Origin of the sequence: Aquimarina amphilecti (assembly GCF_900109375.1) — a bacterium.
GTDB lineage: Bacteria > Bacteroidota > Bacteroidia > Flavobacteriales > Flavobacteriaceae > Aquimarina > Aquimarina amphilecti.
Map to the genome: position 1 here is coordinate 314,093 of NZ_FOAB01000002.1, position 17,449 is coordinate 331,541.

The following is a 17,449-nucleotide window of genomic DNA, read 5'->3' on the forward strand; positions in this document are numbered from 1 at the left end:
CGTTTTTCGATTTAATTCAATACAATTGGATATAGAATTTTCGACGAACGACATTTTTTTACGATGAAATGAGTTATTTTCGTTTGAAAAGAGGGACTGATGAACAAGCTTCGCCATACATGATACTTTTGGCAATAGGCTGTAATTTTTGAATAAGTGCTATATAGGCACTCTCTGGAACAGGTTTATTAGAACAACCTTTAATGATTAGAAATTTGTCTTGATATTCTGAAACATCAAGTTCATCAATAATATGGGTAAAAAGGATAGTCTCTATATTCTCTAATGAGCCAACAACAACTTTTTTCGCAAAAGGAATTAACCTAGTTGTTAATAGAAGATAAGCCCAACCAGGAATGATTGCATCAGTAGAGCAGTGTAAGGCAATATATTTATTCTGATATTGGCTCCAATCGTGATTAGCTACGCTTTCTCTAAAATCTTTTTCTCGAAGAATAAAACCCTCAAAAAGCCAGTCTTTTATGTCAAATAAGATACGATCACCCTCTGGATAATAGTCTTCCAGATCAATGGTGATCAGTTTAGTGTTGTTAGCGACTCTATTGATAATTTCTTCTGCCATGGGTTAAAAGTTATTTGTTTTTAAAGCATGCCTAGTTCTAATTTTGCTTCTTCACTCATTAAATCTTGCGTCCAAGTAGGTTCGAATGTTAGTTCTAGTTCTACATCATTAACAGCGTCTAATGATTTTACTTTTTCTTTTACTTCTTCTGGTAGAGATTCCGCAACAGGGCAATTAGGTGATGTTAATGTCATAAGGATTTTCACATCATAATCTTCATTTACAAAAACATCATATATTAACCCTAGTTCGTATATATCAACAGGAATTTCAGGGTCATAAATTGTTTTAAGTACTCTTACAATTTTTTCTCCAAGCTCTGTTGTATCTATATTAGTCTCGCTCATAGTATATCTTTAGTCGTCTATAATTAACTTACCTTAAAAAGAGGCAGACGAATTAATTTAGTTGCGTTTGGTATGCAATTGCATACATTTTTAATTGTTTGATCATACTCACCAGTCCATTTGCTCTAGTTGGTGATAAATGTTCTTTTAAGCCTATTTCATCAATAAATGAAGTGTCAGCTTCTATAATATCCTTTGGGTGTTGACCAGAAAATACCCTAATCAGAATTGCAATAATACCTTTGGTAATAATAGCATCACTATCTGCAGTGAATTCAATTTTTTCATCATTCATTTCTGCGTGTACCCACACTTTACTCTGACAACCTTTTATGATATTTTCATCAATTTTATATTTCTCTTCGATTAATGGAAGGGATTTACCTAGGTCGATCATATACTCGTAGCGCTGCATCCAATCATCGAACATACCAAATTCATCAACAATCTCTTCCTGAAGTTTTTGTATTGACATATACTTACAATTTTTTTACAAAAATACAACAAGAATAGTTGCCATTCAATACTTTCAGTTAATCATAAGATAGTATTAACTAATAGTGTATTTTTTAGGACAACATCATTGTCGCTTTTTTCAAAGCAGCTACCAGAATATCTATTTCTTCTTTGGTATTGTAAAAAGAGAAAGAAGCACGAATTGTGCCTGGAATTTTATAAAAATCCATTATTGGTTGTGCGCAATGGTGTCCTGTACGGACCGCTACACCAAGTTTATCTACTATGGATCCAATATCATATGGATGAATAGCGCCTATATTAAAGGAAATAACGGACGTTTTGTTTTTAGAAGTTCCATATATCTTTAATCCTTCTATTTCTAAAAGTTGCTGAGTTCCGTAGTCTAGTAATTCTTTTTCATATTCAGCAATAGCATCAAAACCAATACCGTTCATATAGTCTAAAGCGACCCCGAAGGCTATACCACCACAAATATTCGGCGTTCCAGCTTCGAATTTATGGGGAAGACCTGCATAAGTGGTTTTTTCAAAAGTTACTTGATCAATCATTTCACCACCACCTTGATAAGGAGGTAACTTATTAAGCCATTCTTCTTTTCCATATAACAATCCAACACCGGTAGGTCCACAAAGCTTATGAGCCGAAGCTACATAGAAATCTACATCAAGTTCCTGAATATTTGGTTTGATATGTGGACAAGATTGTGCACCGTCAATTAATACCGCTGCGCCCACTTGATGAGCTTTGTTTATAATTTTTTCTATAGGATTAATGGTTCCTAAAGCATTCGAAATATGATTAGTAAAAACAAGTTTTGTTTTCTTAGAAAGTAATTGATCATAGACATCCATTAACAACTCTCCTTCTTCATTCATTGGGATTACTTTTAGAATAGCTCCTGTTCTTTCGCAAAGCATTTGCCAAGGAACTATGTTGGAGTGATGTTCTAAAGCCGAAACAATAATTTCGTCTCCTTTAGTAAGTAGATTAGTGAATCCAGTAGCCACGATATTAATACTGTGGGTAGTTCCAGAAGTTAGAATAATTTCATGAGGATGTGCAGCGTTAAAATGGTTTTGTACTTTTTTACGAGCAATCTCATATGCATCTGTTGCTTCTTGTGATAATGTATGTACACCACGATGAATATTTGCATTATAATTACTGTAGTAATCTACAATAGCATCTATTACTACTTGAGGAGTTTGTGATGTGGCTGCATTATCAAAATATACCAAGGGCTTCCCGTTTACTTCTCTTTTCAGAATAGGAAAATCTTCCCGTATTTTCTGTACATCTAGCATATCAATTTCTTTCTGCAAAAATAGGAACTATTTCTAAGTGATATTGTTTATTTTTAAAAGGATTTAACACTTTACACAATGAAACGATTTAAAAAGATTTTAGGCTTTGTTTTTATAGGATTAATTGGATTCATAGTCATTGCTGTTTTTTGGAATTACCCTAAACTGACAATACTTTCCGGATACTCTGCTAAGAATATGGCTTCTTCTGTTTTTATTGGAAATCGTAGTGTAGAATTTACAGATAATAACGATAATAATTTTGCTCCAGTGCATCTAGCAGATGATGAGGTAGATATGACCGAAAAATCTGTAATTGCATCGGTTTTTGGATTGAATGAAAGAAAAGCTGTTTATAGAGAAGGGTTAGGAAGCGTAGTAATTGATGATGATTTTGATGAAAATGCGTCGTATTTGACTCCTAAAAGAAGCAAAGTTAAAACGAATTTACCTTTTCCATATGGTAGTTTATCACAAAAGGATACTGTTTTTAATACTGTTGATTATCAAAAAATAGGATCTATAGTTACTTCTATTTTTGATAAAAAAGATGAAAATATACAAAAGACAAGAGCGGTTCTAGTGATACACAAAGATCAGATAATCGCAGAGAAATATGCGGATGGATATGATAAAAACTCGGTTTTATTAGGATGGTCAATGACTAAGAGTATTTTAGCTACTAACTATGGAATATTACAAAAACAGGGTAGGATTAATATAAATCAGAAAGCTCCAATAGAAGAATGGCAAAATGATGAACGAAAAGAAATTACAATCAATAATTTGTTGCAAATGAATTGCGGTTTAGCATGGGATGAGGATTACGGATCTATTTCTGATGCAACAACAATGTTATACCTTGATCAAGATATGACAAAACCTCAGATTTATAAAGAAGCTATTCACAAACCAAATGAATATTGGTATTATTCATCAGGTGTTTCTAATTTACTATCAGGTATTTTGAGAGGACATTTTGAGAGTTACCAAGAGTATCTTGATTTTCCGTACCGTGAATTTATTGATAAAATAGGAATGAATTCTATGCTTATAGAAACTGATATGGCGGGTAATTATGTGGGTTCTTCTTATGCGTGGGCTACAGTTAGAGATTGGGCAAAATTTGGGTTGTTATATCTTCATAAAGGGAATTGGAATGGAGAACAAATTTTTAACCCTGAATGGGTTGATTATGTTACTACTCCAACTGCAACCTCCGAAGGTGATTATGGAGGGCATTTTTGGTTAAATGCAGGAGGTTTTTATCCTGATGCTCCAAAAGACATGTATTCTGCTAATGGGTTTCAGGGACAACGTGTTTTTATTATTCCTTCTAAAGATTTAGTAATTGTACGATTTGGGTTGATTGGTGATGCAGGAGTAGATTTTAATAGTTTTTTGAAGGAGATAGTAAGTAGTATAAACTAATAGAAATATTTTATATAAGTTGTTTAATAAAAAATAAATTATCACAATAATTCTTACGAGATTTATATCCAATAATTCTAAAAAACTATAATGAGGGGCTTACGGTTTAAACAAAAAAGAAATGGAGTATTATTATGTACAATGTTTATATCATTAACAATATTGGCACAAGAATTACAATTAAATTCTGGGTATAATGTAAAAGAATATCTCTCGCAGATTAGTGTAAATACTATTTCGATTTCTCCTAATGGAAATTACATCGCAGTGATTACTTCTAATGATGATATAGAAGAAAATACAACAGAAAAGATGTTGTGGCATTACGAAATAAATGATGAAGGTGAATTAATCTCTAAAACTAAAATAGATTTTTTTAGTAATACAATATCTCAACTAAATTGGACTAACGACAGTCGCTATTTGATTTTTAAAGCAAAAGACAGTATAGGATATAGTTTGTTTAAGGCACTTAGTAAGAGTCCTAAAAAAATAACTCCAATATTAAAAGAAAGAGAAAAATTTAAGGAATTATCATCTTATAAAATATTAGATAGTACAACTCTCATCTTTTTAGAATCTAAAGCAAAAAATAAGGAGAAAGGTCAAAAAGATATTTTGAGTTTTCCTAAAACAAAGAATGAGATTCATACAACTTTTAAGAAAATGAATTTTGAGACTGGTAAGATAGACTCATTGTTTACTTTAGAAAGTAATGTAGTTCATTTTGATATTTCTCCGGATCAGAAGCATATGATTTATGCGAATTATAATCATTCTTCATATTTTGATAATAATTCTTATGCTGATTCCCATACTTATATTATAGACGCGACAAATGGGAGTTTAAAAAAACAGCTTACAGATGATTATGTTTGGGATGAATCTAATTGGTTTGGAGAAGATAAAATCTTATCTTTTTTTAACGGAAACCCTGAAAAAAAGCACTATAATCCAACGTTCAATGGGCTTTGTATTATTAATCCTAATAATGGAAATCGGAAAAAATTAGATAATTTTAAAGGAAGAATTAGTAGTTACATAACATTAAATAATAGTGAAATTATTATTAATGCTCAGCAATCAACGACATCTAATTTTTATACTTATAAAAATGACCATTTTGAAAGAATAAGCGATCACAAAGGAACAATTAGCAATTTTAAAAACAATAAGAACAAAAGTCTGATGGCTTTTACGATGATTACTAATTCTTCTTTCGAAGAGGTATATATAGCAAGAACAATAGAAGAATTAAATAATCCAATTAGAATTAGTGATTTTAATAGTTCTCTGAGTGCTCAACCAATTCCGGAAATAGAGAAAATAAGTTGGAAGAATTCTTCTGGAGAAACAATAGAAGGAGTATTAATGTGGCCTCCTGGAAAAAAAGGTGTTCAAAATCTACCTTTTGTTGTTGATATTCATGGAGGCCCTAGGTCGAGTAGATCTGAAGCGATATCACTAGGAGGATTACATTATTATTACGCGCCTTCATTATTGGCATCGAAAGGTTTTCTAGTACTATTACCTAATTATAGAGGTAGTACTGGTCGTGGGCAAGAGTTTATGGAAGCTTTAAATGGTCATCCTAGCTCTAAACCATCAGATGATATTCTAACAGGTGTAACTTATGTAATAGATAAAAAATGGGCAAATAAAGATAAGATGATCATAAAAGGAGCAAGTTATGGCGGTCATTTAACAAATTGGATAATAGGGAATACTGATATTTTTAAAGTTGCATTGCCAAGTTGTGGAATATGGAATGAGCGAGCAAGTTATGGGACTGGAGATGGTGATATAGGACAACTTATTAAGTTTAATCAACTGCATTATTGGGATAATCCAGAATTGTTTGATAAAGAGAGTGCTTTTCTTTATGCAAAAAACATTAAAACTCCAACATTGATAACTCATGGAGGAAAGGATGTAAGGGTTCCAACACATAACGCTTATGCGATGTATTATACGTTAAAAGAGCAAGGGGCAACAGTAGAACTTTTAATTTATAAAAATGAAGGACATATATATAGAAAACCCCATAATAAGTTACATAAAGTAGAGGCGGAATTACTTTTTATAGAAAAGCATTTAGGAAATTAAAAAAAAAACCTCTTCATATTTTGAAGAGGTTTTTTTTAATAACTATAGTACTTTATTGCTACAAATCGAAGCCAATATTTACTCCAAGTTTGTTAGCTATTAATTTATTGATTCGTTGTTTTAGCTGAGGTATTTTTACACTTTCTAATACATTATTAGCAAAAGCATACATTAATAATGCTCTAGCTTCCTTCTCTCCAATTCCACGAGATCTCATATAGAATAGAGCCTGATCATCTAATTGGCCAATAGTACAGCCATGCGAACATTTTACATCATCTGCAAAAATCTCTAGCTGAGGTTTAGAGTTAATAGTTGCCTTATCACTTAATAAGATATTATTATTAGATTGAAAAGCATTCGTTTTTTGTGCCTCTTTGTTTACAATGATTTTACCATTAAAAACACCTGTAGCTTTTTCGTCAAAAATACCTTTATAATCCTGATGACTTTCACAATTAGGTTCTGTATGATGTACTAATGTATTATGATCTACGTGTTGTTTACCTTCAATGATAGTAACTCCATTAAGTATAGAGTCAATACCTTCTCCGTATTGGTAAAAGTTTAGGTTATTTCTGGTAATATTACCTCCAAAAGCAAATGTATGTACTGATGCTACACTCTGCGCTTGTTGTTTAATATAAGTGTTGTCGATTAATGAAGCATTTTCATTATCATTCTGGATTTTATAATAGTCCACAAATGATCTTTTATCGGCAAAAATTTCTGTAACAGAATTTGTTAAGACCGGATTATCGGTTAAACTCTGATGCCTTTCAATAATCTGTACATGTGAGTTTTCTTCTACTACAATAAGATTACGAGGTTGTAAAAGCTGTGTTGATTCTTTTCCTGTAGAAAAGTGAATAACCTGTATTGGCTTATCAGCTAATTTATTTTTTGGAATATAGATATAAGCACCTTCTCTAGAGAACGCTGTATTTAATGAAGTTAGACCATCTTGTGGAGTTGCTTTATTAAAGTAATTATCAATAATAGGCTTATACTTCTCATGATTTAGTGCAGAAGACATTAAACACACATCAATTTTGTCATGTGTGGTTTCTGATAAATGCGAAGAGTACTTACCATCAATAAATACAATTTTATACGTGTCTAGATCATGGAGAAAGTATTTTTGTACATCCTTAAATTCTAGTGCATTTTCTTCTTTTGGAAAGATGCTATAATCATGCTTTAAAATAGCATTTAACGAAGTATATTTCCAAGCTTCTTCTTTTTTAGTAGGAAATCCTTTTTCTTCAAAGTCTTTTATAGCTTGACTTCTGATATCATGAACAGGAGCATCTACATCTACCGTATTTTCAAAAGCAAGAAAAGAAGATACTAATTTTTCTTTCAGCTCCATAATTATGCGTTTATCTCTTCTTTAATCCAATCGTATCCTTTTTCTTCTAATTCTAAAGCAAGTTCTTTAGTTCCGGATTTTACAATTTTACCATCATATAAAACATGTACATAATCTGGTACAATATAATCTAATAGTCTTTGGTAGTGAGTAATTACAATAACTGCATTGTCTTTACTTTTTAATTTATTTACTCCGTTAGCAACGATTCGTAAAGCATCAATGTCTAAACCAGAATCTGTTTCATCCAAGATCGCTAATTTAGGTTCCATCATTGCCATCTGGAATATTTCATTACGTTTTTTCTCTCCACCAGAAAACCCTTGGTTAAGGGAACGAGATAAAAATTTGCGATCAATATCTAATAATTCAGATTTTTCTCGAATTTTCTTTAGCATATCCTTTGCAGGCATCTCCTCTAATCCTTGTGCTTTTCTAGTTTCGTTAATTGCGGTTTTCATAAAGTTAGTAACCGTAACTCCAGGAATCTCTACAGGGTATTGAAATGAAAGAAAAACGCCTTTATGGGCTCTTTCTTCTGCAGCTAATTCTTCTATATCTTCACCATTTAAAAGAATATTACCTTCTGTTACTTCATATTCTTCTTTTCCTGCGACAATACTAGCCAATGTACTTTTACCAGCACCATTAGGACCCATTATTGCGTGTACTTCTCCTGCTTTTACATTTAGGTTAAGACCTTTTAAAATCTCTTTATCTTCAACGCTAGCGTGTAAATCCTTAATTTCTAACATCTTGTATTTTTGTTTCTTTTAAATATTTTTTTAATGATTATGACCTTCGTGTCCTGATGCGTTAGGCTGTAATGTCGAATCCGAAGATTTTATCTTAGTAGGCAATTCTGAAGTTGGTTCACTAACACCCACAATTTCTTTTATTTCTACAACTTCAGGCCAACCTTCTTCAGTATTCTTCTTCACAATTCCTTTAATTACTACAGGAACCATATCATATTCTTCTCTTTGTAAGGACTTTATTTTTTCGTTTAATTCATTAGCTAGATCGTCAATGATTACACCGTAAATAAAATCTTTACCTTTTATAACACCGGCATTATCAATCAATATAAACTCTCCACGTATTAAAGTGGTTTCTGTATCTGATGATTGAGTTTTTTCGTTTTTACACGAAAAAATTAAAAAGCTTACGATGATAAGGAGAAATGATTTTTTCATTTGTGTGAATTTGTTAGTTATACACTTTATCCAACAGAACCTTCAAGAGAAATTTCTAAAAGTTTTTGAGCTTCTACTGCAAATTCCATAGGAAGTTTATTTAGTACTTCTTTACTGAAACCATTAACGATTAGAGCAATTGCTTTTTCTGTATCAATACCTCTTTGATTACAGTAAAATATTTGATCTTCTCCAATCTTACTAGTAGTTGCTTCGTGTTCTATTTGAGCAGTTTTATTCTTTGCTTCAATATATGGAAACGTGTGAGCTCCACATTCATTGCCCATAAGTAGAGAATCACATTGAGAAAAATTTCGAGCATTGGTTGCTCTACTATTAATCTGCACTAATCCACGATAACTGTTTTGGGATTTTCCAGCAGAAATTCCTTTAGAGATAATAGTACTTTTAGTATTCTTTCCTAAATGGATCATCTTCGTTCCTGTATCTGCTTGCTGAAAATTATTGGTTACAGCAATAGAATAAAATTCACCAACAGAATTATCCCCTTTAAGAATACAAGAAGGATATTTCCATGTTACAGCTGAACCTGTTTCTACTTGAGTCCAAGAGATTTTGGCATTTGCTTCACAAATACCGCGTTTAGTTACAAAATTGAAAACACCTCCTTTTCCTTCTGCATTACCGGGATACCAGTTTTGTACAGTAGAATATTTAATCTCCGCATCATCTAATGCTATTAATTCTACAACTGCTGCGTGTAATTGATTTTCATCTCTCGAAGGAGCAGTACAACCTTCCAAATAACTTACATAACTGCCTTGATCAGCAATCACTAAAGTACGTTCGAATTGACCTGTCCCTGCTTGATTAATCCTAAAATATGTAGATAACTCCATAGGACATCTAACACCTTTAGGAATATAACAAAAAGAACCATCACTAAATACTGCTGAGTTTAGAGCAGCATAAAAATTATCTTTTTGGGGAACAACGGATCCGATATGTTTTCTTACCAGTTCGGGATGTTCTTGTATTGCTTCAGAAATAGAACAAAATATAATGCCTTTTTCTGCAAGAGTATCTTTAAAAGTAGTTGCAACAGAAACAGAGTCCATTACAATATCTACTGCAACACCGGCTAATTTTTTTTGTTCATCGAGAGAGATACCTAATCTTTTGAATGTGTCCAGTAATTCTGGGTCTACTTCATCAAGACTATCATATTTAGGCTTTTTATTAGGCGCCGAGTAATAAGAAATATCTTGGAAATTAGGCTTTTCATAATTTACATTTGCCCATTCAGGCTCCTCCATCTGTTCCCACACTTTAAATGCCTCTAGTCTCCAATCGGTCATCCATTGAGGTTCATTTTTTTTCTTTGAAATCGCACGAACAATATCTTCATTTAGACCAACAGGAAACGTTTCAGATTCTATATCAGTATAAAATCCGTATTCGTATTCTTTGGTTTCTAATTCTTTTTTTAAGTCGTCTTCAGTATATGCCATCTTATTAAGTCTTAAGGGGTAGCTTAAGATCTTTTTTTAAATTTTTAAAGGGAAAAACTTTCTCCGCAACCGCAAGTTCTATTTGCGTTTGGGTTGTTAAAAACGAAACCGGTTCCATTAAGACCTCCGGAATATTCTAGGGTAGTACCGATAAGATATAAAAAGCTTTTTTTATCAACGATTATTTTTACACCATTGTCTTCAAAAACTTTATCTCCTTCTTCTTGAGTTTTATCAAATTTTAAGTCATATGATAAACCGGAACAACCTCCACTTTTAACACCTACACGAACGTAGTCTGAAGAAGCGTCATAACCATCATCACTCATCAATTCTACGACTTTCTTTTTAGCTGTGTCTGATACCTTAATCATATTATATATATAGATTAATTCTAAATTGAATGCAAATATACTACATAAGTAGGTTTTATTTACATAACCTAACATTTATCTAGCACATATTAGAATAGGTATAATCTATAACCAATAAACTTATGATATATGTTTTGTATTTAATTGCAAAATTTACGAGGCAATAAATAACAAATAAAGGATTGATTTTCTCACACCTATATATGTAATTATTTGGACGCTTTCACAAAACTATAGTATTATAATAACATTTCTTTATGATGTGCAGTAACAATTTTAACGTTCCTTGAGTTAAGGAAATCAGTATTAGGAGAATTACTTTTTTGGAATCGTAAACTTTATTAGAAATGAATTCAATTAAGTCAATTTTAATCGACGATGAAGAAGATGCAATACAATCATTGCAATGGAAAATTTGTCGATACTGTCCATATATTGAAATTGTTGAAACAATTTCCAATCCTTTAGAGGCAATAAAAATTATTGAAAACACAAACCTAGATTGTGTTTTTATAGATATAAAGATGCCAAATATTAATGGCTTTGACATTTTAGAAGCACTACATCAAAGAAATTTCTTTGTTGTGATTACATCGGCTTTTGAGAATTATGCACTAAAAGCTATACAGTTTTCTGTATTCGATTATTTATTGAAACCCATTGATAAGGATGACCTGATGCGGGTTTATAAAAAACTTTGTCAAGACATTAATGTTAATACTACTTTTGAAACCGCAATCATAAAACTTTGTGTAAACGGAGTAATTCATTTTTTAAAAAAGGATGAAATTATTATGCTTAAAGCAGAAGGAAATTATACTAAAGTATTTTTAATCAATAATCGCAAGTTGTTTTTATCAAAAACATTAAAAGAGGTTACGGAGGTTTTACCCGACAGCTGCTTTTTTAGAGTTCATAATTCTTATTGCATCAATCTTAGTCATGTACAAGAATATAGAAAGAATCAAGGAGGTGTAATAATTATGAGTAATGGTCAACATGCTAGTATTAGTAGAAATCGGAAAAACGAATTTCTAGTAAAGATGTATTAATCCTTTTTTTGTTTGAAACCGCAAGACTTCAATATATGGTTACAAGGTGTATTATTTGTTATTTCTTTATATCCTCTATTGATATATTTTAGAAGTAAAAACAAAATATTTCTTTTTTATAGTCTTTACGTAATTTGCCTTCTTTTTTATTTTTCGTATTACGGATCGATTGTTTTTTATGATGTTTTTTTTTCTTTTAGAAAACCCATTATTTTTTACGGAGTGCAGTTTTTAGCATATTCTTTTTATATCTCGTTTATGCGCGAATTGCTAGAAACTAAAAGATATATTCGTAAATGGGATTTTGTATTGAATGCTACAAGATGGGTTTTTATAAGTTTTATTTTCCTTATTGGGGTATTAGATGTTTTCGTGTCACCAAAAGACCTTTTTGTATTTGTTGCTATCGTATTAATCCTAATGACAGTTTTCGCTTTTGTAAGTTATTTCGTAGTATATAAAATAGAAGCTTCACAAGTTAAATTACTTATTATAGGTTCCTTTATCTATGTAATTATGGCCAACATAAGCCTCTATTTTTCTTCTGTTAGTAACGATTTATCATATGATTCTATAATTTTTATGGAAATAGGAGCAATTCTAGAAATTTTGATTTTTGCCTTGGCGATTGGAAATAAAATCAAGAAGATTTCTGATGATAAAAAAGAAACCCAATTGAGGTTTATGAGGAGCTCGCTAGAAGCTGCTGAGCTTAAGACAATTGCGCTTAAAGCACAAATGAACCCTCATTTTATCTTTAATGTTCTTAATTCTATAAACAATTATATTCTTAAAAACGATATTGAAAAGGCATCAGATTATTTGACTAAATTTTCTAAACTAATTAGAAGGGTATTGAAAAACTCTACAGAGAGAACAATTTCATTATCGCAGGAAGTAGAAATTGTTAAAAATTATATAGAGTTGGAAAGGTTAAGGATGAAGAATAACTTTTCTTTTTATTTCGAAAAAACCGCAGATTTAGCTAACACACAGATTCCTCCACTTTGTTTACAGCCATTTATAGAAAATGCTATATGGCACGGCCTTCATCATAAAAAAGGAGAAAAACTATTAAAAATTAAAATTTGTCAACCTGATAAGCACACTGTGAAAATAGTAATCGTAGATAATGGTATAGGAAGAAAAAAAGCGTCTGAATTGAAAAATACTATGAAGAACAGTTCATTTGGGTCTAAGGTCACAAAAGAAAGAATTCTTGCTATGCATCCTAAAAATAGTTTGTTTATAGAGAACTTTGAAAAAGAAAATGTAATAGAGCCTGGAACCAAAGTAACAATTCATTTGCGTAAATGACAAACTATCATTCATTTGTAACCATCCACTAAATATTTTAAACCATCTACTAATATTCAGAACTCAGTAGTAGTTAACTTCTATAACTTTGATAGTGTGTCTATTTTGAATATATACCTGTTTAGACATGAAATTGATTTTGCGCAAATCAAAAAATCTTAGAACTATATTGTTCACTAACTCTTAAAACCATTTTTATGAAAACCGTAAACAAAATTATCGTTAAAATGATGCAGATTGCATTGGTTTTAATGCTAATATTTTCTTGTACAAAAGATGAAACAACCGAAGTATATCAAGAACCAGATGCATTGTTGGAATCAGAATATGGACTAACGTCTATTACAGACAAAGAAATTCCTCAAGAAGTGCTAAATCAATTAGAAGCAACAAAAGAGAATTTAGAAAAATACATGGGAGGAATCTTACAAATTATTGATTATAATATCATAGGAAAAGTCCCTAATACAAAAAGTTTGGACATGACTTTTGATGCTTTATCAAAATCTTCTACGACTGTGGCTTATGGTAATATTATGGATCCTAAAACGGTAGTTATTGGGGATTTAGATAAGTTACTTCCTAGTAAGACACAAGAGGGTAGTGATCTTTTAAAAGAATATGCATCAGATCAGATTAAAGTGGGGGATAAAGCAATGGAATTGACATGGAATTATAAAGGAGAAACTTTTAAAACAACAACTTTTTATAGTGATGCAGGTATTACCTGGGATAACCTCATGATAGGTCTTATTATGATGAATCCAGAATCTGAAACTGAACTTAAGAATAATGATAATGAAAAAGCTGGAGTTAGATGGAATTCATATAAAAGAAGTTGGTATGGAAATTGGCTTTGGGGTTCGAGAAGAGGAACTATTTATTATGAAATTACAGTGTATCATACTAATGGTACGGTAAGTAATACTGATATTACTGACTATGGACATATGAATATTGGCTCTGCTAAATCGGAAAGTAAGGTTTTAAAAGAAACAGGAAGTTATGGTAGAGGTCAATATGCTTTAGGACTCTGTACACCTATTGCTTCGTTAAAATTTAATGAAGAAAAGTTTGAGGTTTCTGTCAGTGGAGTAGGAAGTAACATTATTTCTAATGGAACCAAATCTCTTTATCCAAATTAATTTGGATAAAACATTAAAATAAACTGTGGATCAATCTTTAACTTGTATTCACAGCTTTTTTAGAATTCAGAAAAACGATTGTCATTTACAAAATCATCATCTGTAAGGGTTTTTAAGAAGGAGATAATTTGATTTTTTTCTTCTTCTGTCATTGGAATTCCCATAACCGTTCTATCAGGGTTTTTAAAAAGAGGATCTATAGTTTCTGAGTCAACCATACCATCACTATAATGATCCAATACATCTTTCAGTGTTTTTAATCTACCATCATGCATATAGGGAAAAGTTAATTCGATATTTCTTAACGTAGGAACCTTAAATTTGTGTAGATCAGAAGCAAGACCAGTGACACGGTTGCGGCCTATGTCATTATACTGTGGATTGATTGACAAGCCATTATTACGATATGACTGATCCGTAAATAGTGTTCCAGCATGACAAGAAGCACATTTAGAAGCAAACAATTCAAAACCTGCAGTTTCTTCTGCGGTAAAAACAGAACCTTCGTTTCTCTCAATTTTGTCGTATTTAGAATTTGATGAAATCATCATAATCATGAATTGTGATAACGCTTTGAGCAAATTTTCGGAGTTAATTTTTTGATCTTCAAAAGCCTCGGCAAATAACTTTACATATTCAGGTTGTTCTTCGAGTTTTTTAATAATCCCCGTAAAAGATTCGTTCATTTCTACTTCTGCTGTAATAGGTATAATTGGTTGCAGATCTAAATGTATAGCAGCTCCATCCCAAGTAAACTCGTTCATAAAAGCCAGATTGTGTAAAGGCTGTGCATTACGTGTACCAAGTGCTCCGTTTACCCCATGACTTACGATATGCGTATGATGCGTAAATGCAAAATCTTGAATATGACAAAATCCACAAGAAATAACACCATCAGAGGATAAGCGACCATCATAAAAAAGTTTTTTACCTAATTCGAATCCTTTTTCTGTAGGAGGATTAAGTGTTACATTATAAGTTGGTTCTGGAAAATTAGAGGGAATTGTAAATTCTAAAGATGAATTTTGATCAATAGGTATATAGTCTTCTTTATCGGAGCCACACGAGACTCCGATAAGAATTAATACTATGTAACCTAAGTTCTTTATCATTTAATTAGATGCATTATTTATAGAAAACATTGTGCTTATGTTCTCTGCTAATATAGGAGCGTTTACAGGGTCTACTTGTACATCACTTTTCTGTTCAAGAGAATGAGTATTTGTACTATCAAAAATTTTAGCGACATCTGTATCAATTGCTAAGTCCGAATTAGTTTGATCTTCTATGGTAATAGTATTTGAGATATCTAAAGTAACTTCTTTATAATTATCCAAAACTTCTCCATGACTTCCTATATGCAGTAAAAAATCACTAGAAGTTCCTCCTTGAGGAGTAAAAGAACCTTCAAATTTAACAAATTTATATCCAGCTGACCAAGACCATAACATCCCTTGTTCTTCTGCTGTAGGAATAAAATTAGCAACTCCATTTAGAGGGTAGTTAGATTGATCAACTCCAATACCAAACTTTATTTTAGTATAAACACCAGTATCAATATTACTAAGAGAAATTTTCTTACTCGATGATACTTCCTCATTGATTAAGAAATAACTATCTGCAACTGGATATGTAAACTCATCTCCGTTTTCTTTGATTAAAACAATATTACTAATGATATATTTTAATTCAGAAATCGTATAACTTTCATTGCTTTGGTTATTATAAGATTCAGTATCCAGTATTAAAAGATTTGCCCCCACCTTGTTAATGAAATCTATATCTAATGAACCAAATTTAGGATTGTTGTCCATATTTGGATCATCATCTTTACAAGATATTAAAGTTATTAAAGCGAGTAGTATTAGTGTGAATTTTTTCATTTTCATTTGTATTTAATAATTATAACGTCTTTACCTCCTTGATTATTAGAAATGTCTATGTCATTGCTTTCGGTACTTCCGACAATCAAGATCTTCTTGTCTTGTGTCTCCATACACCCGACTGCAAATTCTGCTGAAGTCCCTCCAATAGTAGATTTCCAAGTTACATCTCCATTGCTATCAATTAAGATATTCCAGATATCACTTTGCCCTTGATTTTCATCAACATCTCCGTTGTTACTTCTGGAATTACCAGTGATAATAAAACCACCTTCTTGCGTAGTATGAATTCCTCTTGCTGTATCAAACTCTGTTCCTCCTAATGATTTTTCCCAGATTAAATTTCCATTGTCATCAATTTGAATCATCCATAGATCTGCGTTTCCTTTAGCATTAGAAATATCACCATCAGTACTTCTAGAATCTCCTACAATAATATATTTTCCATCACCAGATGTTGCAATTGCGTATCCAACATCAATCTCAGAACCTCCAAAGGATTTTTCCCAAACTTTAGTTCCTTCAGTATTAATTTTAACGACCCAAAAGTCGTAACTACCTTTACTTGCGGTAACATCAAAATCATTACTTTCCGAGGATCCTATCATTAAAAAACCCCCATCTTGAGTCTGTACAGTATCATAACTTCTATCATTATCAGTTCCTCCGAAATAACGTCTCCATTCTTTGTTTCCTGAAGCATCTAATTTAATTCCCCAGAATTCTCCAACTCCATGTTTGTCAAAAAATGTTCTATTGTCATTTCCCTCACCATTACTAGCTGTAACGTCTAGAAAACCGGTTAAGAAGTAACCATTATCAGAAGTCTGTACAATAGAGAATGCTCGATCAATCCCGGGAAATCCAAAAGATTTTTCCCATTCCAAATTTCCTGAAGCATCAATTTTCACCATCCAATAGTCTTGCAATCCTGCATTTTCACTTACATCACCATCAGTACTTCTGCTATAGCCAACTAATGCGTAGCCACCATCTACGGTTTTAATAATTCTTTGTCCGCGATCATCTCCGGTACCACCATAGGTTTTACTCCAGACAATAGTTCCTTCTGTAGAAAGTTTTAAAACCCAAAAATCACTATCTGTAGCATCTTTATCAGATATGTCGCCATCAATACTTTGAGTATATCCAAAAACAACATAGCTCCCATCGTCAGCTTCTATAATAGATAAAGCATCATCTTCACCACTTCCACCAAAAGTTTTAACCCATTCTACAGTTCCTTGAAAACCATCATCAGGATTTATAGGAGGCTGGGAGGTTGTGTTATCATCACTACTACAGGCTACAATACTTGTAACAATAAAAATTAATAAGGATTTATAAAAGAACTTGAGTTTACACATTTGTTATTATTCAATATTTA

Annotated in this window: 17 protein-coding genes; 5 read left to right on the top strand and 12 right to left on the bottom strand. The window is 31.8% G+C overall.

Annotation, left to right across the window (positions count from 1 at the left end; genetic code table 11):
* Positions 1-73: 73 nt before the first annotated feature.
* The 4 genes from BMY33_RS05705 to BMY33_RS05720 all read right to left on the bottom strand — a co-directional run bounded on the left by BMY33_RS05705 (position 74) and on the right by BMY33_RS05720 (position 2,714).
* The gene (locus tag BMY33_RS05705) at positions 74-583 is read right to left on the bottom strand and encodes a DUF2480 family protein (RefSeq protein WP_091406544.1); all 510 of its coding nucleotides are present in this window, start codon (positions 581-583) and stop codon (positions 74-76) included.
* Positions 584-603: 20 nt separating this feature from the next.
* Positions 604-930: a DUF59 domain-containing protein gene (locus BMY33_RS05710; protein WP_091406545.1), complete on the bottom strand. Its 327-nt coding sequence runs from the start codon at positions 928-930 to the stop codon at positions 604-606.
* A 52-nt stretch (positions 931-982) separates the two neighbouring features.
* The gene (locus tag BMY33_RS05715; protein ID WP_091406547.1) at positions 983-1,405 is read right to left on the bottom strand and encodes a SufE family protein; all 423 of its coding nucleotides are present in this window, start codon (positions 1,403-1,405) and stop codon (positions 983-985) included.
* 94 nt (positions 1,406-1,499) lie between these two features.
* On the bottom strand, positions 1,500-2,714 hold the full coding sequence (locus BMY33_RS05720; RefSeq protein WP_091407201.1) for an aminotransferase class V-fold PLP-dependent enzyme: 1,215 nt from the start codon (positions 2,712-2,714) through the stop codon (positions 1,500-1,502).
* A gap of 78 nt (positions 2,715-2,792) precedes the next feature.
* Between BMY33_RS05720 and BMY33_RS05725 the strand changes: the two genes are divergently transcribed.
* Both BMY33_RS05725 and BMY33_RS05730 read left to right on the top strand, forming a co-directional pair.
* Positions 2,793-4,145, top strand: coding sequence for a serine hydrolase domain-containing protein (locus BMY33_RS05725; protein WP_091406549.1), 1,353 nt, complete (start codon positions 2,793-2,795; stop codon positions 4,143-4,145).
* A 141-nt stretch (positions 4,146-4,286) separates the two neighbouring features.
* The gene (locus BMY33_RS05730; protein WP_170837016.1) at positions 4,287-6,251 is read left to right on the top strand and encodes an alpha/beta hydrolase family protein; all 1,965 of its coding nucleotides are present in this window, start codon (positions 4,287-4,289) and stop codon (positions 6,249-6,251) included.
* Between the two features lie 58 nt (positions 6,252-6,309).
* Here the strand turns inward: BMY33_RS05730 and sufD are convergent, their stop codons facing one another.
* Genes sufD through BMY33_RS05755 form a run of 5 tightly spaced genes read right to left on the bottom strand, consistent with a single transcriptional unit; the run spans position 6,310 to position 10,665 of the window.
* Positions 6,310-7,623: a Fe-S cluster assembly protein SufD gene (sufD, locus tag BMY33_RS05735; RefSeq protein ID WP_091406554.1), complete on the bottom strand. Its 1,314-nt coding sequence runs from the start codon at positions 7,621-7,623 to the stop codon at positions 6,310-6,312.
* A gap of 2 nt (positions 7,624-7,625) precedes the next feature.
* Positions 7,626-8,378, bottom strand: coding sequence for a Fe-S cluster assembly ATPase SufC (gene sufC / locus BMY33_RS05740; RefSeq protein ID WP_091406557.1), 753 nt, complete (start codon positions 8,376-8,378; stop codon positions 7,626-7,628).
* A 30-nt stretch (positions 8,379-8,408) separates the two neighbouring features.
* Positions 8,409-8,819 carry a hypothetical protein gene (locus tag BMY33_RS05745; protein ID WP_211482376.1) on the bottom strand — a complete coding sequence of 137 codons (411 nt, stop codon included), beginning with the start codon at positions 8,817-8,819 and terminating at the stop codon, positions 8,409-8,411.
* Positions 8,820-8,845: 26 nt separating this feature from the next.
* Positions 8,846-10,291, bottom strand: coding sequence for a Fe-S cluster assembly protein SufB (sufB, locus tag BMY33_RS05750; RefSeq protein WP_091406560.1), 1,446 nt, complete (start codon positions 10,289-10,291; stop codon positions 8,846-8,848).
* Between the two features lie 44 nt (positions 10,292-10,335).
* Complete coding sequence (locus tag BMY33_RS05755; protein ID WP_027394541.1) at positions 10,336-10,665, bottom strand: HesB/IscA family protein; 330 nt, start codon at positions 10,663-10,665, stop codon at positions 10,336-10,338.
* A 347-nt stretch (positions 10,666-11,012) separates the two neighbouring features.
* On the opposite strand from BMY33_RS05755, the gene BMY33_RS05760 reads away from it, so the two are divergent.
* The 3 genes from BMY33_RS05760 (at position 11,013) to BMY33_RS05770 (ending at position 14,179) form a co-directional block, all read left to right on the top strand.
* Entirely contained in the window at positions 11,013-11,717 is a 705-nt protein-coding gene (locus BMY33_RS05760; RefSeq protein ID WP_091406562.1) for a LytR/AlgR family response regulator transcription factor, read from the top strand.
* Positions 11,718-11,729: 12 nt separating this feature from the next.
* Complete coding sequence (locus BMY33_RS05765) at positions 11,730-13,034, top strand: sensor histidine kinase (protein WP_091406563.1); 1,305 nt, start codon at positions 11,730-11,732, stop codon at positions 13,032-13,034.
* Positions 13,035-13,231: 197 nt separating this feature from the next.
* A complete protein-coding gene (locus BMY33_RS05770; RefSeq protein ID WP_091406565.1) occupies positions 13,232-14,179 on the top strand; it encodes a hypothetical protein in 948 nt (315 codons plus the stop codon).
* Positions 14,180-14,238: 59 nt separating this feature from the next.
* Here BMY33_RS05770 and BMY33_RS05775 read toward each other — a convergent pair whose 3' ends face one another.
* Genes BMY33_RS05775 through BMY33_RS05785 form a run of 3 tightly spaced genes read right to left on the bottom strand, consistent with a single transcriptional unit; the run spans position 14,239 to position 17,429 of the window.
* Positions 14,239-15,291 (bottom strand): cytochrome-c peroxidase, encoded by a 1,053-nt coding sequence (locus BMY33_RS05775; protein ID WP_091406567.1) that lies wholly within the window; start codon positions 15,289-15,291, stop codon positions 14,239-14,241.
* Positions 15,292-16,062 (bottom strand): MbnP family protein, encoded by a 771-nt coding sequence (locus tag BMY33_RS05780; RefSeq protein ID WP_091407202.1) that lies wholly within the window; start codon positions 16,060-16,062, stop codon positions 15,292-15,294.
* Between the two features lie 2 nt (positions 16,063-16,064).
* Positions 16,065-17,429, bottom strand: a complete 1,365-nt coding sequence (locus tag BMY33_RS05785; protein WP_091406568.1) for a hypothetical protein — start codon at positions 17,427-17,429, stop codon at positions 16,065-16,067.
* Between the last annotated feature and the right edge of the window lie 20 nt (positions 17,430-17,449).